The organism is Streptomyces sp. NBC_00328, from assembly GCF_036139655.1.
In the GTDB taxonomy this organism is placed as follows: Bacteria; Actinomycetota; Actinomycetes; order Streptomycetales; family Streptomycetaceae; genus Streptomyces.
In genome coordinates, this window is record NZ_CP108013.1 from 9,053,252 (window position 1) to 9,076,869 (window position 23,618).

The 23,618-nt window shown below is 70.3% G+C and carries 20 protein-coding genes; 10 read left to right on the plus strand and 10 right to left on the minus strand.

The features are described 5' to 3' along the window. Positions 1 to 30 precede the first annotated feature (30 nt). Positions 31 to 627: a TetR/AcrR family transcriptional regulator gene (locus OG485_RS39755; RefSeq protein ID WP_328673564.1), complete on the minus strand. Its 597-nt coding sequence runs from the start codon at positions 625 to 627 to the stop codon at positions 31 to 33. 235 nt (positions 628 to 862) lie between these two features. On the opposite strand from OG485_RS39755, the gene OG485_RS39760 reads away from it, so the two are divergent. Beyond that, positions 863 to 1,471 (plus strand): ATP-binding protein, encoded by a 609-nt coding sequence (locus OG485_RS39760; RefSeq protein WP_328673566.1) that lies wholly within the window; start codon positions 863 to 865, stop codon positions 1,469 to 1,471. A gap of 56 nt (positions 1,472 to 1,527) precedes the next feature. Here the strand turns inward: OG485_RS39760 and OG485_RS39765 are convergent, their stop codons facing one another. Further along, positions 1,528 to 2,343: an alpha/beta fold hydrolase gene (locus OG485_RS39765; RefSeq protein ID WP_328673569.1), complete on the minus strand. Its 816-nt coding sequence runs from the start codon at positions 2,341 to 2,343 to the stop codon at positions 1,528 to 1,530. A gap of 212 nt (positions 2,344 to 2,555) precedes the next feature. Then, on the minus strand, positions 2,556 to 3,518 hold the full coding sequence (locus tag OG485_RS39770) for an MHYT domain-containing protein (RefSeq protein ID WP_328673571.1): 963 nt from the start codon (positions 3,516 to 3,518) through the stop codon (positions 2,556 to 2,558). 323 nt (positions 3,519 to 3,841) lie between these two features. Between OG485_RS39770 and msrA the strand changes: the two genes are divergently transcribed. After that, positions 3,842 to 4,354, plus strand: coding sequence for a peptide-methionine (S)-S-oxide reductase MsrA (gene msrA / locus OG485_RS39775; RefSeq protein ID WP_328673573.1), 513 nt, complete (start codon positions 3,842 to 3,844; stop codon positions 4,352 to 4,354). Positions 4,355 to 4,607: 253 nt separating this feature from the next. On the opposite strand, the gene OG485_RS39780 is transcribed toward msrA, so the two are convergent. Beyond that, positions 4,608 to 6,050, minus strand: coding sequence for an MFS transporter (locus tag OG485_RS39780; protein WP_328673574.1), 1,443 nt, complete (start codon positions 6,048 to 6,050; stop codon positions 4,608 to 4,610). A gap of 171 nt (positions 6,051 to 6,221) precedes the next feature. Between OG485_RS39780 and OG485_RS39785 the strand changes: the two genes are divergently transcribed. Continuing rightward, a complete protein-coding gene (locus OG485_RS39785; protein ID WP_328673576.1) occupies positions 6,222 to 7,214 on the plus strand; it encodes an Lrp/AsnC family transcriptional regulator in 993 nt (330 codons plus the stop codon). Between the two features lie 109 nt (positions 7,215 to 7,323). Here OG485_RS39785 and OG485_RS39790 read toward each other — a convergent pair whose 3' ends face one another. Next, positions 7,324 to 7,689 carry a nuclear transport factor 2 family protein gene (locus tag OG485_RS39790; RefSeq protein ID WP_328673577.1) on the minus strand — a complete coding sequence of 122 codons (366 nt, stop codon included), beginning with the start codon at positions 7,687 to 7,689 and terminating at the stop codon, positions 7,324 to 7,326. 253 nt (positions 7,690 to 7,942) lie between these two features. On the opposite strand from OG485_RS39790, the gene OG485_RS39795 reads away from it, so the two are divergent. From OG485_RS39795 to OG485_RS39815, 5 genes are all read left to right on the plus strand, one after another. Next, positions 7,943 to 8,254 (plus strand): WhiB family transcriptional regulator, encoded by a 312-nt coding sequence (locus OG485_RS39795; protein ID WP_328673579.1) that lies wholly within the window; start codon positions 7,943 to 7,945, stop codon positions 8,252 to 8,254. Positions 8,255 to 8,354: 100 nt separating this feature from the next. Continuing rightward, positions 8,355 to 8,714 (plus strand): hypothetical protein, encoded by a 360-nt coding sequence (locus tag OG485_RS39800; RefSeq protein ID WP_328673581.1) that lies wholly within the window; start codon positions 8,355 to 8,357, stop codon positions 8,712 to 8,714. Positions 8,715 to 8,863: 149 nt separating this feature from the next. Continuing rightward, the gene (locus OG485_RS39805; RefSeq protein WP_328673583.1) at positions 8,864 to 9,466 is read left to right on the plus strand and encodes a GNAT family N-acetyltransferase; all 603 of its coding nucleotides are present in this window, start codon (positions 8,864 to 8,866) and stop codon (positions 9,464 to 9,466) included. 639 nt (positions 9,467 to 10,105) lie between these two features. Continuing rightward, positions 10,106 to 11,752, plus strand: a complete 1,647-nt coding sequence (locus OG485_RS39810) for a peptidoglycan-binding protein (protein WP_328673584.1) — start codon at positions 10,106 to 10,108, stop codon at positions 11,750 to 11,752. Between the two features lie 553 nt (positions 11,753 to 12,305). Then, on the plus strand, positions 12,306 to 14,231 hold the full coding sequence (locus OG485_RS39815; protein WP_328673585.1) for a glycoside hydrolase family 5 protein: 1,926 nt from the start codon (positions 12,306 to 12,308) through the stop codon (positions 14,229 to 14,231). A 240-nt stretch (positions 14,232 to 14,471) separates the two neighbouring features. On the opposite strand, the gene OG485_RS39820 is transcribed toward OG485_RS39815, so the two are convergent. Next, positions 14,472 to 15,761: an acyltransferase family protein gene (locus OG485_RS39820; protein ID WP_328673586.1), complete on the minus strand. Its 1,290-nt coding sequence runs from the start codon at positions 15,759 to 15,761 to the stop codon at positions 14,472 to 14,474. Between the two features lie 174 nt (positions 15,762 to 15,935). Between OG485_RS39820 and OG485_RS39825 the strand changes: the two genes are divergently transcribed. Continuing rightward, entirely contained in the window at positions 15,936 to 19,688 is a 3,753-nt protein-coding gene (locus OG485_RS39825) for an nSTAND1 domain-containing NTPase (RefSeq protein WP_328673589.1), read from the plus strand. A 187-nt stretch (positions 19,689 to 19,875) separates the two neighbouring features. Here OG485_RS39825 and OG485_RS39830 read toward each other — a convergent pair whose 3' ends face one another. After that, complete coding sequence (locus tag OG485_RS39830) at positions 19,876 to 20,511, minus strand: MerR family transcriptional regulator (RefSeq protein ID WP_328673590.1); 636 nt, start codon at positions 20,509 to 20,511, stop codon at positions 19,876 to 19,878. Between the two features lie 79 nt (positions 20,512 to 20,590). Here OG485_RS39830 and OG485_RS39835 point away from each other — a divergent pair, with 79 nt between their 5' ends. Continuing rightward, the gene (locus tag OG485_RS39835; RefSeq protein WP_328444570.1) at positions 20,591 to 21,085 is read left to right on the plus strand and encodes a DUF4188 domain-containing protein; all 495 of its coding nucleotides are present in this window, start codon (positions 20,591 to 20,593) and stop codon (positions 21,083 to 21,085) included. Positions 21,086 to 21,526: 441 nt separating this feature from the next. Here OG485_RS39835 and OG485_RS39840 read toward each other — a convergent pair whose 3' ends face one another. The 3 genes from OG485_RS39840 to OG485_RS39850 all read right to left on the minus strand — a co-directional run bounded on the left by OG485_RS39840 (position 21,527) and on the right by OG485_RS39850 (position 23,551). After that, positions 21,527 to 22,126 carry a maltokinase N-terminal cap-like domain-containing protein gene (locus OG485_RS39840; RefSeq protein ID WP_328673592.1) on the minus strand — a complete coding sequence of 200 codons (600 nt, stop codon included), beginning with the start codon at positions 22,124 to 22,126 and terminating at the stop codon, positions 21,527 to 21,529. 151 nt (positions 22,127 to 22,277) lie between these two features. Further along, on the minus strand, positions 22,278 to 22,973 hold the full coding sequence (locus OG485_RS39845; protein ID WP_328673594.1) for an alpha/beta fold hydrolase: 696 nt from the start codon (positions 22,971 to 22,973) through the stop codon (positions 22,278 to 22,280). Continuing rightward, on the minus strand, positions 22,970 to 23,551 hold the full coding sequence (locus tag OG485_RS39850) for a hypothetical protein (protein WP_328673596.1): 582 nt from the start codon (positions 23,549 to 23,551) through the stop codon (positions 22,970 to 22,972). Before OG485_RS39850 ends, OG485_RS39845 begins: the two co-directional genes overlap by 4 nt. Positions 23,552 to 23,618: the final 67 nt, after the last annotated feature.

Genomic DNA, 23,618 nt, shown 5'->3' on the forward strand with positions numbered 1-23,618 from the left:
TGCCGGACCCACCACGGGACCGAACGCGCCTCAGCTGACGTGCCAGCCGGGTTCGAGGCGGTCGAGGAGCGCGCGGAAGGCCGTGTCCGCCGGCTCCCGTCCGCCTTCGGCCTGGGCGGCGACGACCAGGCCGAAGGTCGCGTCGACCAGCAGGGCGGCCTCCGTCCGGGCTCGGACCCGCGGCATGCCGAGGTCCCGGAAGACGGAGGTGAGCAGCTCCGTCCACTCGGTCAGCACGTCACTCAGGACGGGTCCGTACCGGTCGGGGTCGATCAGGCTGGCGGTCATGATCTCGAGGTAGAGGGGGAGGGCGGGGCGCAGGTCGGGGGCGCCGAACCGCCGCCAGATCTCCTCCATGAAACGGCGGAGGCCCGCCGGGTCCCGCGGGGACTCCGCGGAGGCGAGCGTCTCCCGGGCCCGCAGGAGCGGTCGCCTCTCGTCCAGGGCGAGCGCCTCGGCGACCATGCCCTCCTTGGTCCCGAAGTAGTACAGGAGCATGCGGTCGCTGGTGCCCAGGGCTCGGGCGAGCGGGCGCAGGGAGAGTCCCGCGAGGCCGTTGCGCACCAGGTACGCGCGGACCCGGTCGGTCAGCTCGCGTCGTTTGGCCTGGTCGGAGGGTCGTGGCATGAGGGCTCCCGGCGGCCGCGGTGTCTCTGCGTGGTCGTGTGACACCAGACACATTCCATATGTGTCGGTCAGTACTCTTGGAAAGGATTTTTACCGTAGCGAGCGCTACATGCATATTTGTTATCGTGACGGGCGTTACGTGAACGCGTGACCTGACAATGTCCGGACCGGTCGTCGACGGGTCCGTGCCGCTCGGGCGGTGTGGTCGCCGGCAGTGCAGAAGGGACTGATTCCCATGGCCCCTGGGGCCATCGACCTCCTGGCGACACCTCGCCGGGGGCGCTTTGCCCGGCTCTACCGCCGGCCCGAGGGATCGCAGCGTGAGGACGCCACGACACGTGATCAGCAGGAGGAGGCATCCGCGGAAGTCGCGCCCACCTCGTGGCTGGCCCGGAACCGGGCCCTTTGGTCGCGTGCGCTGCAGCCCATCCGTCCGTTCGACGCGCCCCGCGCCCGGGTGACCCCCTGGGAGGCCTCCTGGCCTCTGTCGCGGGAGCTGACCTCGGCCCGCCGGGCCCGCCGTCTGGTGACGGCACAGCTGGACGAGTGGAATCTGGAGGACGTGGCCGACACCGCGGAGCTCCTGGTCAGCGAGCTGGTCACCAACGCTCTGTGCCATACGCGCGGCCCGCTGCGGCTCAACCTGTGCCTGCGCGGCGACCGCCTGCTGTGCGAGGTCGAGGACACGGAGCCCGAATGTCCCGTACGGCGCGAGGTCGACGCCGACGCGGAGGGCGGTCGCGGCACCGAACTGCTCGACCTGCTCGCCGAGAGCTGGGGCAGCACCTGCACGCCCACCGGCAAGACCATGTGGTTCGTAGTGCCCGCACAGACCCCGTCGTAGCACCCGCCGCGCCCTCCTCGGGCGCTGAAAGCCGCCGACCTCAATGGCCGGATCGCTCAGGCGACGGTGATCACCTGAGTGGCCAGGAAGTCGAGGAGCGCGGCGTTGAACCGTCCGGGCTGTTCCGCGCCGGGAAGGTGGCCGGCGCCCTCGACGACGGTCAGGACCGCGTGCGGGACGAGCGCGTGGATGGCCTCGGCGTCGCTGACCGGTGTGTAGACGTCGTCGGCGCCGACGACGATCAGTACGGGGGACTGCACGGCGGCGAGTGTGTCCCGGTAGTCGGGGCGCTCGGCCCGGCCGCGCAGGGCTGCCGCGGCACCACGGGGATCGGTGGCGCGCATCATGCTCAGGACGTGCTCGGCGACGTCGGGCAGCGCGGTGACGTTGTAGTCGGCGAGCATCTTGCCGATGACCTCGTCCGCGTAGCCGTTCATCCCCTCCGCCAGGAGGCGGTCGGCCAGCCGGTTGCGGAAGGCCTTGCCCTCGTCCGTCTCGGCCGGGGCGGAGGTGTCCGACAGGACGAGCGCGCGGACGCGGTGGGTGTGGGCGCGTTGGATTTCCAGGGCGATCTGCCCGCCCATCGAGACGCCGCCCACCACCGCCCTGTCGATGTCGAGGTGGTCCAGCAGCGCGGCGAGGTCGTCGGCGAAGTCGGAGAGGTACACGGGGCCGGTCTCCACCCCGCTGGCGCCGTAGCCGCGCAGATCCGGGGTGATGACCCGGTGCCCGGCCGCGACGAGCGCTTCGGCCTGAGGGGCCCACAGGGTCCGGTCGAAGGGATGCCCGTGGATCAGCAGGACGGGCAGCCCGGCCGAGGAGCCGGTGTCGTCGTAGTGGATCGTCGTACCGCGCAAGGCTATGGAGGTCATGCCAGGCACCCTAGGGCCTGTCCGGTCACAAGATCATCGCGATGGCCGAAGTGGGTCACCGCCTGCCACCGTGCGTACCGGGTGCGGGCGTCGCTCTCACTCCACGCGGCCGGGCGGGTCCCGTGTCCAAGCCGTCCGGCACGGACGCCGATGGCCCGGCACGAGCGCGAGGTCGATCGCGTCGGCCGGACCATCGAGATGCACAGGGAGGGTTACTCCGCCTCGTGCCGGGTTCCGTAGGGGGCACCGGCGCCCGTGCCGCCGTACTGGGCGTGCTCCTCGGCGGGCCACTGGGGCGGTGCCGACGACCAGTGGCCGGCCTGCGGGGCGCTGTGGGCCATCGGTGCCGGAGCGTCCTGGATGCCCGACACCTGCACCGGCATGGAGTTTCCGCGTGCGACGACCTTGGAGCGCTTCTTGGCCGGCTTGTCCCAACCGCCGTCGCCGAGGATGAGGACCGGGTCGAACATGACGATGGCCGCGGCGAGGATGAGGAAGATGATCGGGCCCAGGAGCATCGGCAGCAGGAGCGAGGTGCTCTCCTGGCCGCTCACGGACGACTCGATGCCGTTGTGGAGATGGACGTTCACGGCGGCCATGCCCGTGTAGTGCATGCCGGTGACGGCCAGGCCCATGACGAGGCTGGCGGCGAGCGTGCGGACGAAGCCCTGTACGGAGACGGCGGCCCACAGCGCGGCGGTCGCCGCCACGAGGGCGATGATCACGGACAGGGTCACGGTGAACGCGTTGTAGCTGAGCTCTCCGTTGAGCTGCATCGCGAACATGCCGAGGTAGTGCATGGTCGCGACGCCGAGACCGGTGATGGAGCCGCCCACGGTGAGGGCCGCTCGCGTGGCACCGCGATGCCCGACGATGAAGACGCCCGCGGACACCACCACGATCGCCACGGCGAGACTGAGCACGGTCAGCGGGACGTCGTAGGTGACGGGCGTCTCCGCCACGGAGAAGCCCGTCATGGCGATGAAGTGCATCGTCCAGATGCCGCAGCCCAGGGCGCTGGCCCCGAGGGCGAGCCAGCCGAGCCTCCAGCCGGGCTCGTGGTGCACCGTGCGCACCACACAGCGCAGCCCCAACGCCGAGCCCACACAGGCCATGACGTAGGCGGCCACCGGTGTGACCAGCCCGTAGCTGAAGCCGTCGATCGTGCCGTTCATCCGCTCCCTAACTAACTCTGTACCGCTGACATACGAAGGACATTGAGCCCTTTTTCCGGTAGCGATAGCAAATTCTCGAGCCGATGTTGATTGAAACTTGCGGGATCGTTATCGATCTCCCGCGTTCACTCGCACGCGCGGGCCCCGAGGCGTCCGAACCTTTGTCGCGTGCCAGGTGCCCGGCCGGGAATTTCGACCGGCCCTTTCGGCCTTGTGCAGTGCGATGCCACGTCGTTGTGAGGGCGGGGCGGACGGACGGCCGGCGGCGCGTGAGACCGCGCCTGTGCGAGTCCGACGAGGACTAGGAAGAAGGGGTGCGTGCGATGAGCCGGAACGAGGAGAAGGCGCTGCTGGCCGGCGGCTGTTTCTGGGGCATGCAGGATCTGATCAGGACGTTCCCGGGTGTTCTGGACACGCGGGTGGGATACAGCGGCGGCGACGTGGCCAACGCGACGTATCGCAATCATGGAACGCATGCCGAGGCGATCGAGATCACCTTCGATCCCACGAAGACCGACTACCGGACGATCCTGGAGTACTTCTTCCAGATCCACGACCCGTCGACGAAGAACCGGCAGGGCAACGACATCGGTCTCAGCTACCGGTCCGCCATCTTCTACGTCGACGACGAGCAGAAGCGGGTCGCCGAGGACACCATCGCTGATGTCGACGCCTCCGGACTGTGGCCGGGGAAGGTCGTGACCGAGGTCGCGCCGGCCGGTCCGTTCTGGAATGCGGAGCCGGAGCACCAGGACTACCTCCAGCGCTACCCCGACGGCTACACCTGCCACTTCGTCCGTCCGAACTGGCGGCTGCCGAGGCGCGCGGAGTCCTGAGCGGTGCCTGACGGCCCGCGTAGTCCCGAGCGGGGCCTGACGGCCCGCGCGGGCCGCGGGCCGGTGCCACGAGGCCGCCGGGCCGCAGGCGGTCCCGGCGAGGCCGCCGGGCCGCAGGTGGTCGCACAGGCTGCCTGGGCTGCGGGCCGGTGTCCTGGTCCGGGCCGTTGCGGATGCGATCTTGCGATCGTGCCGGTGGCGGCGGCTGCCCCCGGGCCCGCGGGGTCGGAGGTGAGCAGGGGGCAACCGGTGGTCAGTGGGTGGCGCGGCGTGTGGTCATGACCGTGGCCGCCACCGCCGTGGCGGCCAGGACCACCGAGGTGGCGCCCAGCGCGTGCTGGGCCGCCGTGCGGGCGTCGTCCGCCGCACCCAGGTAGATGCCGCCGACGACCGCGACCCCTAGCGTGCCGCCGAGTTGCTGCACGGCGTTGAGCAGACCGGCGGCCGAGCCGGTCTCCTGCGGGCCGACGCCGCTGAGCGCCGAGCTGAAGAACGGCGGGGCGAACAGACCGGTGCCGAGCCCGGCGACGGCGAGGGCGGCGGGCAGCACGGCCGGATACGCGCCGGGGTCCGCAGCGCGGTACGCGAGAACCGCGGCCGCGAGGCCGATCGCCAGGACGACGAGGCCGGCGTGCAGGATGCGCGTCCCGTACCGCGTGACCAGCTGGGTGCCGGCGGCCCAGGAGCCGGCCGCGAGGCCGACCGACCACGGCAGCAGGGTGAGGCCCGCGGTGAGCGGACCGTCGTGGAGGCCGAGTTCGAGGTGCAGAACGACGGTGATCATGACGGCGTTCATGACCGCGAAGAACAGGGCCGACGTGACCAGGGCCGCGGGGAACGCCCGGCCACGCAGCAGGGCCGGCTCGATCAGTGGAGCGTGGCCGCGGCGGCCGGAGCGGCGCTGATGGGCGACGAACACGCCCAGGACCACGGCTCCCGCGGCGGCGACGGCCCACCTGGCCGGTCCGGAGCTCCCGGAGCTCCCGGAGGCCAGGGGGCAGACGACCAGCGCGGTGCCGAGCATGGCGAGGACGGTGCCCGCCGGGTCGATCCGGGGCCGTATCGGAGCGCGGTCCTCGGTCAGGAACACGGACGCGGCCAGGACGGCGGCGGCCGGCGGGAGATTGACGAGGAAGACCGCGCGCCAGGAGGAGCCGAACACGTCGGCATGGGTCAGGACACCGCCGAGAACCGGCCCGAGGACCGCGGACAGGCCCATGACCGGACCGATCATGCCGAGGGCCCGGGTGAGTTCGTCGCCCTCGTACATGGCGCGGATGAGCCCGAAGGTCTGCGGGATGATGGCGGCCGCCGCCGCACCCTGCACGGCACGCAGCGCGATCAGGGTCCCGGCGCCCGGCGCGAGGGCGCAGGCCAGGGAGGTGGCGGCGAACACGACGACGCCGACGCGGAAGACCCGCCTGCGGCCCGCCATGTCGCCGAGCCGGGCGCCGGTCAACAGGCCGAGGGCGAACGCGAGAGTGTAGGCGGCGCTGAACCACGGGATCGTCGCCCGCGCACCCCCCAGGTCGGTGTGGACGACGGGTCCGGCGACCTGGACGATCGTGGCGTCGAGCAGGTTCATCGCCTCCGCCGTCAGCACCGCCGCGAGGGCGAGCCGGCGGCGGTCCGAGGCCGGCGGGACAGCGGTGCCGGGCCGTACGCGACCGGCGGTGTGGTTCGTGACGCGGGACATGGGTCTCCCCCGGGGAGTGCGCGGATGTCGTGTCAGTGGCGGCCGGGCGGCGGACGGCGGAGCCGGCGCGCACAGGGCCGGTGACCACCGTGCCGCCGGGGCCTTCGTCACTTCCATTTCCTCGGTCGACTTCGGTGATTTCTTCCATGAGGGTCGGCTATTTTGGCGAGTGTGCTCGAACTCGATGAGCTGGACCGGTGTCTGATCCATGCCTTGCACGTGGACGCGCGGGCGCCGTTCACTCTCGTCGCCGATGTACTCGGCTCCTCTACGCAGACAGTGGTCCGCCGATACCGCCGGCTGTACGCGCAGGCGGGGCTGCGTATCGCCGCCCTGCCCACACCGCGAAGCTCCGGAACCCACCAGTGGTTCGTACGCCTGACCGCGGCGACCCGCAGCGCACATGACATCGCGGTGGCGCTCGCCCGACGCCCCGACACCTCCTGGGTGCGACTGACCTCCGGCGGTACGGAGATCGTCGCGATCATCCACACCGCGCCCACCGGTCCGGACGCGCACGCGCTGCTGCTGCGGGACATCCCCCGCACCGCCGGGATCACCGACGTGTCAGCGCACTACCTCCTGCACACCTATCTGGGGGGTCCGACAGCGTGGCGCGGACGGGTCGATGCCCTGGACGCGGACCAGGAGGCGCGGCTGCGCGCCGCGTCTCCCACCTCGGACACGCGGGACCCCGCCGGCGCGGCGGACTCCGCCCACCTCCTCACGGACGCGGACCGTCTGCTGCTGTCCGCGCTGCGTGAGGACGCACGCCTCAGCTACGCGGAACTGGCCGCCGTCACCGGCACCACCGCGAACACCGTGGCCCGCCGGCTGACCGGACTGCGGGCGCGCGGCGCGCTGTTCTTCGACGTCGACATCGATCCGGCGCTGCTGGGCGGGGCGGTGTCCGCGCTGCTCTGGATGCAGGTGGCCCCCGCACACCTGGACACGGTGGCGACAGCGCTGGCCGGACACGACGAGCTCGCGGTGGTCGCGGCGACGACCGGTCCGACGAACCTCGTCGCCCACGCGCTGTGCCGCGACGCGGAGGCCCTGCACCACTACCTGACACGGCGGGTGGCCTGGGACGCCGTCACGCGGATCGAGACGGCGCCTGTGCTGCGTACCTACAAGGCGGCAGCGACGCTCCGCGTGGGCTGAACGCGAACCACCCCGGCGGATGCGGGGCGAACGCGAACTGCTCAAGCCGGTCCGGGCCGAGCGCATACCGCCCCGGCGGTGCGGGCCGGCCCCGAACCGACCCCGCCGTTCAGACGTATTCGTTGCGTTTGAGCTCGATCACCCAAGCGCGGCGTTCACAGATCTTCCCGTCGCGCATGCGGAACACCTCGGCCATCGACATGCGCATCGGCTCTCCCGTTTCCCGCATCACCGTTCCGGTGAGCTCGGCCATGACCACGTCGTCCTCCTCGACCATGCGGACGACCTCCAGCCGGGGAGGCGGGACGAAGCCGGGACCCTCGATCGCGGCGTCGTACGCCTCCTTGCCGGTCAGATGGAAACCGCCGAAAACCGTCCACTCGATGTCATCGGTGAGGCAGCTCAGAATCTGTGCGTGATCGTTCTTCCGGAAACCGTTCAAGTAGGTCTCGACGGTCCGCTTGTTCTCGGACATGACTCCTGCTTTCCATCGCGAGGAAGGGCGAATGACGGCTGTACCGCTTCGGAGGCGCTGATCCGGACCGCGAACCGTCGAGGCACCTCCATAGCGCTCACGCGAGCGGGAGGCAAGCTGGGCTCACTCGAAGGTGTGGTGACGTACGGCAGATAGAGTTGCGGCCCTCGAAAGGCGTAGTGTCATATGCCTGTTGCCCAGGGCAGTCGGGCAACTTGCAGGCGGGGGCCAGGGGAGAGGACGGCATCACGAGATGACGAGCACCGACTGGAGCGATCGAGGATTGTGCCGTACGGCCGATCCTGACGACCTGTTCGTCGAGGGCGCGGCGCAGAACCGGGCCAAAATGCTGTGCATCGGCTGCCCCGTGCTCACCGAATGCCTCGCCTACGCGCTGGACCATCGCATCGAGCACGGCGTCTGGGGCGGCATGACCGAGCGGGAGCGCCGTGCCCTGTTGCGCCGCCGGCCCACGGTCACTTCCTGGCTGAATCTCCTGGAAACGGCCCGAGTGGAGCACGAACGCTCGCAGGACACCACGGCTGTCGCACAGACGGCGAGTTGAACACGGCCTTACCCTCGGGAGCATGCACCGGTTCCGAGGGCGCGCCCGGCGCCCTGCTCGTCGCGGGGGAGCGGGGGCCGCCGGGCGCCGGGTCGTGCCCGTGGGCGTGACGGGCGCCGATGTCGTGCTCGTCGGCCAGTTCTCCGCCAAGGAGAAGAACTTCGTCGCGCTCATGGATGCCGCGGCGGCTGAACTGACAGCGCGCGGTGCCCGGGTCGTCGGGCGGATCACGCAACGGCGTGGTGTCTCGGACGGCGGGGTCCGGAAGATGAGCCTGCCGTATTCCTCGCGCACGCTGCTGAGTTCCGGGAAAGTTCTTGAAGTCGCCGCGCTCCGTGAAGATACCGATGCCGACCTGGTCGTCTTCGTCACTTCTCTGACAGATCGACAGCAAAACGTGTTGACGGGGATATTCGACCGCCCAGCGATGAGTCTCGCCGAGATCATCGACGCCGGCTGAGCGGGAATTGCGTATGCCGTTCGGTTCACCGTTCGTATGACGGCCGGCTGCGGACGGTGAGCGAACTCATAGCGGCGCGGCGAAGTCCCGCATGGCCCACCCGCCGGAATCCACTGGCCCCGGGCCGGAGACATCCGTAGCATCTGATCATGATCGAGGGCGCGGGGACCACGGACGACGAGCACGACGCGGAGCCGGAGAGGCAACTCGCCTGGCGCGCCGCGTCTGTCGGGCTCGCGGTGGTCGAGGTGGACGACGCCGAGCTTATGCACGGCTGGCGATCCGACCCGGTGAACGCCCATGAGTTCGGCACCTGGCCGCGCTCCCTCGCGGCACTGCGTGAGCGCATCGAGCGGGACAGTGACGACGACGATCGCGACGATTTCCTCGTCCTGCTCCCGGACGGCACCCCCATCGGCCAGATCGCACTCAGCGGCCAGAACATGGCCGACGGCACCGCGGAGGTCGAGCTGATGCTGGACCCGCGGTATCGAGGCCACGGGCACGGCATGGACGCCCTCGACGCCCTGGTGGACCTCGCGTTCGGTGAACTCCCGCTGTATCGGCTCACGGCGGAGACCCACACCGGGAACACCCCCGCCCTGACGGTCCTCGCCAGGTCCGGCTTCGTCCAGGAGGGCGTCAGCCGCGCCGCCTGCTTCCACCGTGGCCGGCGCCACGACCTCGCGGTGTTCTCGCTTCTTCGCCCCGAATGGGAAGCGTTGAACCGCCCTCGCGCCTGGGACGCCTGACCGGACTCGGAACGCGGGATCAAGAGGGCCTCGCTGCGAAACCGACACGGGGTCCTGTCCCGCTGTCCCTCCCGCCCGCGGTGCCCACGCCGTCCCCTGTGCCGCGTGCCTTCGCCGTCCCCTGTGCCGCGACCCTGGGTGGACTCCCGCATCGCGATCCTGGTCGTCTCCCACGTTGCGATCCTCACCCGCGCACGCCGCGAACGTCACCTTTCGCTTGGCCCGCACAAAATGAGGCTGGAAACGCCGCAACGAGACAGACCGCTGAAAAGGGCCAAATATTCAAAGGCCGTCACACATGCATTTTTTCCGGCCGCTCGGATCGGTTAAATCGAGCCAGTTGTGCGACCTGACATTGTGCGCAGCGGTGTGAACTGTCACCGTCGTGCGCGGAATGACAGCCCGATCATGACTTTCGAGAACCTCAACTCCGGTGCCACGTAGGGACGTTGGTCCCCAAGAGTGCCGACCCGGCAAAAATGCCAATTTCTCCTCCCTTTACCGGCTGCAGCCCCGAGGTGAGCGTCTGCCGGGCGGGCGACCCCTTCCATAGACAACACATCACGACAGTGTGCGGTTTCGGCTCGGACGATCTCCGACGGGAATCCGCATATCCAGCGAAGGAGACGTTTCGCAGTCATGAAGACGAGTCCCTTGCGTGCGCACGACGGCAAAACATCCATCCGGCACCGGGGCGCCAAGAGCGCGAGACCTGGCTGGCGAGTCAGGGCCGGGGTGTTCGCCGCTACGACGGCGCTCCTCTCGGCCGGCACCCTGCTCGGCGCCGGTCCTGCCTCGGCGGCACCCGCGGCGGTCAGGCTGACTTCCTCGTCCTGCCCCGGCGTGATCCAGAAGGGTCAGACGAGCGGCTGCGTCACGGAGCTGCAGAACCTGCTCAACGCCCACGGGGCCGGGCTGCTGGTGGACGGCATCTTCGGGGCCAACACCCTCTACGCGGTGCGCGAGTACCAGGCCTCCACCGCGATCGCCGTGGACGGACAGGTCGGCCCCCAGACCAAGTCCAAGCTGTACGCGACCGGCGGCTCGTCCCCGGCACCGATCAATCTCACGTCCTCCTCGTGCCCGGCGAACATCGTCCAGGGCAACAAGGGGGGCTGCGTCACCGAACTGCAGCGGCTGCTCCGCCACTTCGGCTACTCGATCGACGTGGACGGCGATTTCGGGACGGCGACGGACAGCGCGGTCCGCAGCTTCCAGTCCGCGCACGGTCTCTCCGTCGACGGCCAGGTCGGAACGAACACCAAGCGCGAGCTCTACGACACCGACGAGTCGCCGTCCACCGCGCTGGACCTGCGATCGGGCTCCTGTCCCTCGAACATCGTGGAGGGGCAGAGCGGCGGTTGTGTCGCGACGCTTCAGGCCCTGCTCAACGGCAAGGGGCAACACCTGGACGTGGACGGCGAGTTCGGGCCGCTGACCCTGACTGCCGTGAAGTCGTACCAGTCCTCCGCGGGCCTCTCCGTCGACGGGGAAGTCGGTCCGAACACCAAGGCCGCCCTGTACGCGAACATCAGCACGGGCGGCGGCAGCGGCGCACCGGCCCCGGTCAACCTGAACTCCGGCTCGTGCCCGGGCAACATCGTGAAGGGCCAGCGCAGCGGCTGTGTGACCGAGTTGCAGAGCCTGCTCAACCACCACGGAGCCGATCTCGCCGTCGACGGCGACTTCGGACCGTTGACCGACAGCGCGGTGCGGGACTTCCAGGCCGAGAAGGGGCTGTCGGCCGACGGCCAGGTCGGTCCGAACACCAAGGCCGCTCTGTACGGTGCTGTCACCCCGCCCTCCTCGCCCCCGTCCGGCGGCGGGTACAGCAAGATCCTCGGTGTGGCCGCCGCCGAGGTGGGGACGGTCGAGGGAAGCGCTCGGGCGAACAGCTACGGATCGGCCGTGGGCCTGTCGCTGTCCACCAGCAACTACGCATGGTGCGCGACCTTCGTGAGCTGGGTCGCCAAGCAGACCGGGGCCAGTTCCTACCGCAGCAGCTACGTCTCGGGCTGGGTCAAGCAGGCGCGGGCCGGCAACTACCACCTCTCGGTGACCACGAACCCGCAGCCGGGCGACATCGTGGCCTTCGACTGGAACGGGGGCAACAACTACACCGGTGGGCAGGAGCACATAGGCATCGTGCGAACGGTGAGCGGCGGGTCCGGCTTCACCACCGTCGAAGGCAACACCGGTAACCCCAACGGCGGGTCGGACGGCGTCTACGTCAAGACGCGCAGCACGAACAGCGGATACGACGTCATGTTCATCCGCGTCCGCTGACCGGCTGACGGGGCGAGCCATGAACCACCTTTCCTCACAGGATGGTTCATGGCTCGGCCCCAGTGAAGGAGTGCCGTCCGGGAGGCTCCGCATGAATCACCGAGCCGAGCCGAGCCGAGCCAAGCCGAGCCGACGGGCCGAGTCGGACCGCTGAGCCGCGCCGGTGAGCGGGGCGCGGTCCATGCCCGGCGGTCCGCGTCACAGGCAGGGGAGCGGGGCTCCGTGTGCCGGTTGTCACGCCTGACCGGAACTGTCGCCCGGGTTCGGCTCCCCCGCTACGCTCAGGTCCGTACCTGTGGTCAGCGGGAAGGGTGAAGCGCCCGTGACGTAGCCGTCGCACTGGTCATGAGCGCCAGGTCCACCCCGTTCAGAGCACGGCACCGTGATTCGTCCGCGGCGGCGGCATCCGGACTTCCGCAGACCGGGAGCCGCCGGCCCGGACATGAGCCCGACTCGCCCCGTGACGCCGGAACACGGCGACCGGCGTCCCTCCACGGGTGCCGGTGGGCACCGACACTCACGTCCGCGTACCGACACCCCTCACAGAGGTCCGATGCCCACCCTCAGATTTGGCAAGTACCTGACATTAGCGGCGGCAGCCCTCCTGCTGCTGGCCACGGCTCCCGGGGCGATCGCCGCCACCTCGGATCCCGGGGACCGCGCGCGGGTGACCTCCGCCGCCGCTCCGGCGGCCGCCGAGACGTGGCAAGCGCCGCTCTCCACCCGCGGACGGTACATCGTGGACGCCGACGGCAACCGTTTCCGGCTGAAGTCGGCGAACTGGGACGGCGCGCAAGGCTCCTGGACGGGCAGCGGCAGCGCCGACGACCCGGCCAACCACCACGCGGGCCAGGACTCCTACGGCATCCCCCTCGGCCTGGACCGCGCGTCGCTGCCCCAACTGCTCGACGACTTCCACCGGCTGGGCATCAACAGCATCCGGCTGCCCTTCTCCGACGAGATGATCCACTCGACGACCCCGGTGCCGGACGTGGCCGTCACGGCCAACCCGGAGCTGCGCGGCAGAACGCCCCTCCAGGTCTACGACGCCGTGGTCGCCGCCCTCACCCGGAGCGGGTTCGCCGTCATCCTCAACAACCACACCAACACCTCGCGTTGGTGCTGCGGAGTCGACGGCAACGAGCGCTGGAACAGCAGTCAGTCCACCCAGCAGTGGGCGGACGACTGGGTCTTCATGGCCCGCCGCTACGCCGGTGACCCGCGCGTGGTGGGCGCCGACCTCTACAACGAAGTACGCCGTGACGTGCTGGACGACCCCAACTGGGGCCTGGGCGACGCCCACGACTGGTACGCGGCCGCCCAGCTCGCCGCGGACCGCATCCTCTCCGAGGCCAACGCCAACCTCCTCGTCGTCATCGAGGGGATCAACTGGACCGGTCTGCCGGTCGACGGCCTGCCGCACGGCCGTCCCACCCTCACCCCCGTGCGCAACCTCTCGCACACCCTCGTCGCCTCGCACAAGCTGGTGTACTCGGCCCACTTCTACGGATACACCGGCCCCAACCACAGCGGGGCGACCGGAATCGGCGAAACCCACGACGCCCGCTACCAGGACCTCACCCGCGACCAGCTCTACCAAGTCCTGGTCGACCAGGCCTTCTTCGTCTCCTCCGAAGCGAACCAGCACTTCACCGCCCCCGTGTGGATCAGCGAGTTCGGCATCGGCGCAGGCGAGACCGGCGCGGCAGCCCGGACCTGGTTCGGCAACATCACCGACTACTTCGCCGACCACGACGTCGATTTCGCCTACTGGCCGCTGGTCGGCTGGGAAGGCCACGACGACTGGTCCCTGCTGCGCTACGACACCTCGGGCAACCGGTACGGCATCCTCGACCAGTCCGACTGGCGCGGCACCGCGTGGAACCGGCTCATGACCGCCCCGACCCGCACCGGGTCCGTCGCCGCGGTCCCCGGCTGGCAGATGCTCGCCACCGATCACGGCGACCAAGTGCAGTCGTTGCGGGTGCGCGCGGGCGGCGACTGGAACTCGGGTGCGTCCAAGGCCACGTGTCCCGACGGTGAACGGCTGATCGGCCTCGGCCACAGCGGTGTTCGCGCGCTGTGCACCGACGTCTCCACCGGCGACCTCCGCTCCGCGGCCGGCACCCAGACGGTCGTCACCGACGAGCGCCATGTTCCCGCGGGCGGCGACTGGGCCTCCGGGTACACCAAGTTGCAGTGCCCCGCGGGGAACTTCCTCATCGGCTACAGCCGCCGCGGTGGCCGCACCTCCGCCGCTCTGTGCGTTCCGGCCGGCACCTCACTGGCGGGAACCGGGCGAACCGTGTGGTTCGACCGCTCCGACAACCGGCCCGCCGGCGCGGCCGGAGGGGACTTCGCGAACGGTGACTACAAGGGCCAGTGCGCCGATGACGAGTACGCCGCCGGAATCGCCTACACGACCCGCTTCGGCGCCGCCCAGGGCCCGGCCGCACTGCTCTGCCGCAAACTGAACTGATCACGACCCGACCGCCGTCGAAGCGTTGCGCGGACCGGGGCGAACGGCGCCGGACCCGCGCCGGGCCGTGACGGACGTACGGCGGTCCCAGAACCGCCGGGACCCAGCGGACCGAGCCCATACGCACGGTCCGGCCGGGTCCCGGCGGTGTCTCCCGTAGCGTTTCCGCGAGTTCCCGAGCGTCGCCCCCGCAGGGTGGATCGCCCTCTCCGACGACCTCTCGCAGGTGAATGCGGGCGATCAGGATGGGGGTGGCGGGCCGGAGCGTGTGCCGGGAGTCCGTGCAGGCGCGGAAGTTCGCTGTCCGGAATGCGACGGCTGCACGCGGCGCGCCAGCCTGCGGCCCCAGGTCTGGCTCGGAGCTTCGATGTAACGGTAGGTCAGCAGACACAGGGGCAGTAGCACGGTGAAGAACGCCACTTCGAGCGCGAGACTGTCCTGCCGACGTCGACCGACTGTGCTGTCGATGACCGTCAGCAGTACCGGATGCATCAGATAGACCGAGTAGCTGATCGTTCCCAGTCCGGTCAGGACGCGTGGCAGGGACCGTCCGCGCAAAGCCAGTCCGGCGCCGAAGGTAACCGCAGCCAGCAGGAATGCGGCAATCCAGCCGCGCCTCGTGAAGTGGTCGCCATGGCCCCGCCAGTACGCGCTCCCCACGGCACAGGCGGCCACGATGACGGCGGTTCCGGCCGCGAAGTGCCAGGTGCACTGACCGTTCTCGGCACGGTGGACGGTGGTGCCGAGGAACATCACGGCGAGGATCACCAGGCCCTCCCACAAGGGCACAGTGCCGTTGAACGGGACCAGTGCGAGCGCCAGCACCCCGCCCAGCACACCACCGAACCCCCGGAGCACGGCTGACCCGGCACTCGCACAGCAGAGGGCGACCCCCATGGCGATCGAGGCGAACGCGATCACTGGGCCGGTGCCGAAGAGGCCGGACAGAGCGGAGGGCGGCACCACCACCCCTGCCGCCGCACTCCCGGCGGCGAGCATGGCCAGGACGACCGCGACCGCCGCGGACCGCCGGTGGAGGCGGACCGTGAAGAGGGCGACGACCAGCAGGTAGAAGGACATCTCGTAGGAGAGCGTCCACAGGACGAGCAGGAGATTGGGTGTCCCCAGCAGCTCCTGAAGCATGGTGACGTGGGCGACAGCCACGGTGGTGGCGCTCTGCGGACCGAAGTCACGTATCTCCGCGATGCCCAGGGCGTTGAGCGTCAGGAGCACGGCGACGACAGCCGCCCACAGCGGGTAGACACGGAAGATCCGTCCGATCCAGAACGTCCGGACGCAGCCCCGGCGCTCCAGCGAGCCGGGGATGATGTACCCGCTCACCAGGAAGAACACCATGATGCCGTAGCGGCTCGTGTTGAAGTACGGCATCAGCTCTCGCCGGAAGTCCGCCATGAAGGTATACGACGAGTGGTCGAACACCACGACGAGCGCGGCGATACCGCGCAAGGCGTCCAGCCAGCCCAACCGCGACCGGCCGGCCACCGAGAAGGCGGCAAGCAGTCGCGACATAACAGACAGTGGCTGTTTTGGTGCAGCGGTGGCGAGGGGTGGGGATTCCATGCGTGAGCAGAGTCCTCTTCGATCAGGCAGGCCCTGGGCGGGGTGCGCTGATCACCGAGTTCACCGGCTGGAGCATTGTTCGGCAGTACCGTTCTGGCGGTCGAACAATGAACGGGGGAAGGTGTGGCGGGGCGTCGTGAGGTGCCGGTGGATCCGGCGGCGGGACCGGTGCAGCGGTTCGCGTCCGAGTTACGCGAGCTGCGGGCGGAGGCGGACGGGATCACCTACCGGTCGCTGGCCCAGCGGGCGGGCTACTCGGTGACCACGCTCTCGCAGGCGGCGGCCGGCGAGCAGTTGCCGACGCTGCCGGTGGCCCTGGCCTATGCGGGGGCGTGCGGTGGAGACTTGGCCGAATGGGAGGCCCGGTGGAAGGCGGCGGTGGAGGAGTCCGCCGGTGACGGCTCCCGGGACGAGGACGGAACCCTCGCGCCGTACCGGGGCCTGGCACGGTTCGAGACCGGGGACAGCGGCCTGTTCTTCGGCCGGGAACGGCTCACCGCCGACCTGGTCGACCTCCTGCGCCGTCGGCGGTTCGCCGCGGTTTTCGGCCCCTCCGGCAGCGGCAAGTCCTCCCTGCTGCGGGCCGGCCTGATACCCGTCCTCCAACACGCTCAGAATCCGGGCCCGCGCCCGGCCGCGATCCGGATCCTCACACCGGGTGAACACCCCGCCCGCAGCCACGCGCCCCTCCTCACACCCGCGATTCCCCGCGACGGCAGCGCCGAGGCGGACACGTTCGTGATCGTCGACCAGTTCGAGGAGGTCTTCACCCTCTGTCACGACGCAGCCGAGCGCGCTCGCTTCATCGATCTGTTGCTGACAGCCCGGCAGCCCGAAAGCCGCCTGCGGGTGTTGCTGGCGGTGCGCGGCGACTTCTACGGCCGCTGTGCCGAACACCGCGACCTGGCCGACGCACTGCGCGACGCGAACCTCCTGACCGGAGCGATGAGCCAGGCGGAACTGCGCGAGGCCGTCGTCAAGCCGGCCACGGCCGCCGGACTGAGCGTGGAACGCGCCCTGACCGCCCGGCTGGTCGAGGAGGTCGCCGACGAGCCCGGCGGGCTGCCGCTGCTGTCCCACGCGCTGCTGGAGACCTGGCGCCGCCGCCGTGGCAAGACACTGACCATGGCGGGGTACGAGGCGGCGGGTTGCCTGGACGGCGCGGTCGCCAGGACGGCTGAGGAGGTATACGGCCGGTTCACCGAGAACCAGGCGGCTGCCGCCCGCCGGGTGTTGCTGCGCCTGGTCGCCCCCGGTGACGGCACCCCAGACACCCGCCGTCCCGTCGAGCGCGAGGAACTGCCCGGCACCGGCCGAGACGACACCGCCCGGGTGGTGGAGGCACTGGCCGGCGCCCGGCTGCTCACCCTGGACGGTGACACGGTCGAGATGGCCCACGAGGCCCTGATCACGGCCTGGCCCCGGCTGCGCGGCTGGATCGAGGAAGACCGCGAACGGCTGCGTGTGCACCGGAGCCTGACCGAGGCGGCCCACGCCTGGCAGGAACTGGGGCGCGAAGAGGGCGCTTTGTGCAGGGGAAGCAGGCTCACCGCCGCCCAGGAGCACTTCGGCGGGGCATCGCGCGAGGAACTGACCGGCTTGGAGCACGCGTTCCTCGACGCCAGCCGGAACCACGAGCAGAAGGGCCGCCGCCGGTACCGGCTGGTGCTCACCGCGGTCACCGCCGCCCTGTGCCTCGCTCTCGCCGCCGCCGGCCTCGCCGTGGGGCAGTGGCAGAGCGCGGTCACCGCCCAGCACCTGGCCCAGTCCCGGCAACTTGCCGCCCAGTCCGGTGCACTGCTGGACTCCCAACCAGACCTCGCCGCCCTGCTCGCTGTCCGTGCCTACCGAACCAGCCCGACCCGCGAAGCCACCGCCGCCGTGTACGCCGCCGCGGCACTACCGCTGCGCAAGCGCCTCATCGGCGGCACCGCACCGGTGGATTCCCTCGCCCTCAGCCCGGACGGGAGCACCCTCGCCACCCACAGTAGAGACGGTAAGTTGCGGATCTGGGAGCTGCCCGGAGGCCGGCTCCGGCACACGTTCACCGAATACGGCGTCAGCGAGGTCGTGACGTTCAGCCCCGACGGCCACACCCTCGCCGTCGCCACGGCCGGTGACCGGGGCGAGTTGGTTCTGTGGGATCCGGCTTCCGGCAGAAAACTCAGAACCTTCGCCATCCCCGACGGCTCGGTACGTGGGATGGCCTTCAGCCCTGACGGCCGCACCGTTGCCGCTGCCTCAGCGGAGGCCGTACGCGTGTGGGACGTGGCCACCGGCCGGACGCGGCACCGCTTCACCAGCCACCCCGACCCGCAGGCGGTCACCTTCGGCCCCGACGGACGTACCGTCGCCGCGGCGGGCCGGGACGGACTGGTGCGGGTGTGGGACGTGGCCACCGGCCGTGTCCGGACCACCCACGACAGCCAGGTCGAGGGCGTCGCGGTGAGGTTCAGCCCAGACCGCCGGACCTACGCGGTGGTCCGCACCGACGGTTCGGTGCAACTGCGGGAGGTGGCCACCGGCACCGTCCGGCACACCTTCAAGGACGTTTCCGCCGGGTTGGACGAGGTGGCCTTCGCCCCGGACGGGCGGACCCTGGCCGTCCCGGGCCCCGAGGACACGGTCCGACTGTGGGACACCGTCTCCGGCGCGGAGCGGGCCGCCGTGACCGCCGGTCACCACGGACGGGGCATGAAAGTGGCCCTGAGCTCTGACGGCCGCACCCTGGTGACCAGCAGCAACTCGGGCCCCGCCATCCGGGTCTACCGCCTGCCCGCCGATCCCCCGCAGACCACTCTGCCCGGCCCAGCCGGCACGTACATCGGCGACTTGGCCTTCAGTCCGGACGGACGCACGGTGGCCACGGTCCGCCAAGGGCCGCCCGGCCGTGGGTCGGTACAGCTCTGGGATGCCGGGACCGGCGACCGCGAAACAGCCCTGGCGCTCGACACCGACTTGGCACCCGGAGGAAAGCAACTGCCCGTCACGGTTCTCCGCCTCGGGGTCGTGGGGTTCGACCCGACCGGGCGCGCCCTGGCTGCCAGGGTCGTCAAGGACAGGGCCACCAAGAACAGGGTGATCGAGGTCCGGGAGGTTGCCACGGGCCGCCTTCGCCGAAGCCGTGCCCTGGGCGCCGTCGACACTGCGGTCTTCGGTAGTCCCGACGGGACACGGCTCGCCATCGTCGACAGCGAGGGATCGGTGCGGATGTGGAACCTTTCGACCGGCGTGCTGCACACCGTCCGCACCGGCCACGGCCAGACCGTCAGGGCGGTGGCGTTCACCCCGGACGGCCGCACACTCGCCGTCGTGGACATCGAGGCCGACGGCGACCAGGTCAGGCTGCTCGACGCCGGGACCGGCCGCGCACAGCGCACCGTCAAGCCGAGCACCGGGAGCCCGCTGTCCCTCGCGTTCACCCCGGACGGGCACACCCTGGCCACCGCAGGCGGCAGTAGCGGATCCGTGAAGACGTGGGACGCGCGCACCGGTCGGCTCCAAGACAGCTTCCGTGTCGGCGGTGAGGTGGCGTCGCTGGCTTTCAGCCCCGATGCGCGCACCCTGGCCGCGAGCAGCGCGAGAGGAGTCCAGTTGTGGGACCTCGCCACCAGTCAGACCAGGCTCGCCCTGCCGACCCGCTCGCCCGGAACGGTGGCGTTCAGCCCGGACGGACGGACCCTGGCCATCGGCACGGGCGGCTCCGCCGAGTTGTGGAGCGTTGACCTGCCCGACCCGGCCCGCGCAATCCGCAAGATTTGCGACGCTGTCGACACCGTTCTCACCTCTCTGGAACAGTCCCGCTACCTGCACAACCAGTCCGCTCAAGACGACTGCCGTCCAGCCGTGCGACAGGACCATCGGCCCCGGGCATAGCAACGACCCCTGCGGGCCGGGGCACGGACTCCTCAACACCGCGTCCCCTGCTCGGCCCGCACCCGCACACCGTCAACCCAGACACGAGAGATCAGCAAGAGGCGACAGTAACTGGCCTGACTTCGAACGGAGTTGACGCAGCCATTCTGGTGCTTGCCCTCGCCCCGGCCGAAGGCGTGGCAAAAGCTCAGAACCGCCGGGCGGACTCCTCCGCGTGGGCCATGCGCCGCAGGCTCAGCAGTACCGGTTCGTAGAGCACCGTCAACGCGACGGCCGCCTCGATCTGTTCGGACGGCGTCGGCTGTTCCTCGACCAAGTCCAGGTCGGTGACCGCCAGTTGCGCCGCCAGCCGCCCGTACGGCAGCAACTGCTCGGTGTCGCACGGGTAGCCGAGCCGGACCAGCGCGGCGACCGAGTCGATGAGCCGCCGGTGGGCGGGATTGAGCATGTCCACGCCGGGGTCGCAGGACCAGCCCAGCCGCTCCAGCAGCGCCTCGACCGAGCGGCAGGCGGTCGCCACCGCCGGATCGTCCTCGGCGGGCTTCTCGGCGCAGGGCAGCGCCCGGGTCGCCGCGCCCAGCCGCAGATGGTGGTCCAGCGACTCGTCCTCCGCGGCGGAGATCACCTCGCGCGCGTCGGCCACCGAGACCCCGCCGATCTGGATCAGCGCCCGCACGAGGCGCAGCCGCCGCAGGTGGTCCTCCCCGTACTCGGCCTGCGTGGCGGAGATGCGGCGGCCCGGCTGGAGCAGTCCTTCGCGCAGGTAGTACTTGATCGTGGCGGTCGATACACCGCTGCGCTCGCTCAGCTCCGCCAGCCGCATGCTCTTGCACCCTTCATCGGACAGTGGCACTATCCAAGCATGGATCGTGTCACTATCCAACACGAGAACGGGGAATCTCATGGGTAATGCACCGACATCTGGGCGACGGGTCACGGCCGCCGCCGAGGGAGACGTGGTCGTCTTCCTCATCGGCATGCGCATCAACCGCTGGCGGGCCGTCCGGCACTGGCTGCCGGCCCTGACGGCGATGCCGCGCATGCTGAAGGAGCTCACGCAGGACAGCGACAGCGGGCTGCTGGGCCACCGGAGTCTGAGTGGCGGGCCCCGCGTGTTCACTGTCGCGCAGTACTGGGAGTCGCGCGAGAAGCTGCTCGCCTATGCCTCCGACCAGGCGGGGGAGCATCGTCCCGCGTGGGCGGCGTTCAACCGCCGTCTGCGCAGCAGCAAGGGCAGCGTGGGGGTCTGGCACGAGACGTACATCGTCCCGGCGGGTTCGTACGAGTCGATCTACGTCGACATGCCGCCGACCGGTCTGGCCGCGGCATGGGGAGTCGAGCCCGTGGAACGACGCGGGGAGCGAGCGGCGCAGCGGCTGGAGAGCCGGGCGTCTTGAGGGACCCGGTGCCGAGCCGGAGCCAGGAGCCCGGCGACCGGCATCGGATCGGGACCGAGCGCTGGACCGACATGCCCGGTCGGTCCTGCCCGAGTCGGTTCCGTCAGGATCAGTCACGTCCAGGGTGGATCCAGTGACACCCCGGATCCGTCCCTCCGGCGGACACCTCGCCCGGAGGGCGATGGAGAGCGGTGGAGGGGGTGAGGGCCCGAGACCGGGCAGGGATTCGGGCCCTCACGTCGCGCATCCGTCGGGGGCGTTTGCGCGCTGTCCACTTCAACGAGCTTCGTCTCCGGGGGATACGTTTCCTTCGCAGCCGGGCCCGTTCCGGCGGTCCGGGCCACGCCCCGACCGGACAGACGCGCGAACCCGCCGACCACGGCCACACCTTTCCCGCGACGGCTCGGCTACCGCGACCGCTCGGCTACCGAGACCGTCCGGCTACGCCGGCCGTACGACCTCGTGCTGCGGTGCGACGGTCGCGAACACTCCGCGCGCCGAGGTCCCGTCGGGCCAGGTCCATCCGGCGACGAGGCACCCGGACTGCTGCTGCGAGCCCTCCGCCTGCCGCAGGACACGGTTGAGCTGAACGTCGAGTCCGCTGCCGTGGCCGGTTCTGTACACCGTGACCGTCGGGTCGGGGGTGTTGTTCTCGGACTGGCGCTGCGGCGTCGCCTCACCGCGCAGGAGCGCGTGCAACTGCGCGGTCACCACCGGGTCGTGGACGCCGTCGTAGATCCACCGGGTACCCAGCACCCCGTGTTCGGAGGGCCCGATCAGCGCCTCGCCGGGGGCGCCTTCCAGTTCCGCACCGCGGTAGCCCATCGGGACCAGGTACGCCACCGGCTCCGGTGTGCCGGTGTCCACCACGACCATGAACTCGATCCCGACCGCGCCCTCCGGATCGTCCAGCCGAAAGCCCCCGGCCTTGACGAGTTCCGGTCCTTTCGGGGAGCCCGCGTACCAACTCTGCTTCGGCAGCCAGTCGGTGAGGAGTTCGAGCTTGGTGGGCGTCATGGTGGTGTGGTGGATAAAGGCCATGCGAGCTCCCTGCGCGTGAGTCCGGCCCGCCTTCCGGCCGAAGATGATCGAATCTACAGGAGGTCGCTGTGGACAACAGAAGGTCCCAACTGCCCTCGTGGGTCCGTCTGTTGTCCAATCGGCGGGGCAACAGGAGAAGTCGGGGAACGCCTCACGGCAGCCGCTCGACCAGCCTGTCGACGAGTGGCGACGGGTGTGACAGCGCGGCCAGGTGTCCGCCGGGAATGGTCTCGGCCTCGATTCCGAGGCGGTCGCGGGCCACTCGGCGCTGGAAGTCCACCGGGAAGAACCGGTCCCCGGTCGCGGCCAGCACCCGTGTGGTGGTGTCGGGCCATCGCTCGATGTCGCAGGGCTGATTGAAGGCGATGTCGGCCTCCGGCTGCTCCTGGCCCGCCATGGCGGCGGCGACCTCGGCCGGGACGTCGTGCAGGAAGTAGGTGTCCAGGTCGAATTCGGCGCCGTATCCGCCCGCTTCGGCGGCGGCGAGGCGGGCCGGTTCCGAACCGGTGTTGCCCCACCACTGTCCGGGCGTCTCGCCCGGCAGGGGCACCATCGCGTTGACGAGCACCAGCAGTCCGACCGGAACACGGGTGCAGACCATCGGCGCCGTGAAACCGCCCATCGACTGCGCGACCAGCACCGTATCGGTGCGATCGCCGATCGCCTCGGTCACGGCGTCGGTGTACTGGGGCAGTCCCGAGGACTCGTCGGCGCCCGGCAGGCCGACCGCGACCGCTTCGTGCCCCCTCGACCGCAACTCGGACACCACGCGATGCCAGAACCAGGCCGAACCCCCGGCCCCGGGAACCAAAACAAACACGCTCGCCCTCGCTTCCGTCCGCTTCACCCTGACGACGTAGACCGCCGGGAGCGACGAAAGTCATCGGTGGCGGTGACGGCCTGGCAGCCTTCTTGATCGATGTTCCAGCCGGACGGCAGGGCTTCGCCGCAGAACACGCAGACGAAGTCGTCCTCGCGCACGACATTGACCTGTTGGCACGACACACAACGCCGGAACACCACCTGGTGGGTGAACCCGTCGGGACGCTCGAACCCGGCGCGGTCCAGGGCATCCGCGACGGCCGGCCACGAGTCGACGTCCGGGCAGTATCCGGTCGACTGGTTGCTGACCCCGTCGACGACCCAGCGTCCGCGCTCCTCACGGAAGCTGACCTCGCCCGCGCTGAGCACCGCTTCTCCGCCCGCGCACACCACGTGCTCACTGCGGCGCGGTGCCAGGCGCAGCGCCCCTTCGAGGTCGACCACGAAGGTGAAGGGCTCGGCCCGTTCCTCGACGCCGCGGGCGGACAGCCACCGGGTGAAGTCCGCGGCCGAACGGATGCGGGCACCCTCTTTGCCCGGCCGGACGAGGTCCCTGAGTTCCGTGGGCCCGACATAGCGGTAACCGGGGCGCGGCGCGTGCATGCAGGCCAAGGTAGACGAAATCCACGGCGCCGGCTGTCCCGTACGGCACCGGCTGTCCCGAACCGCG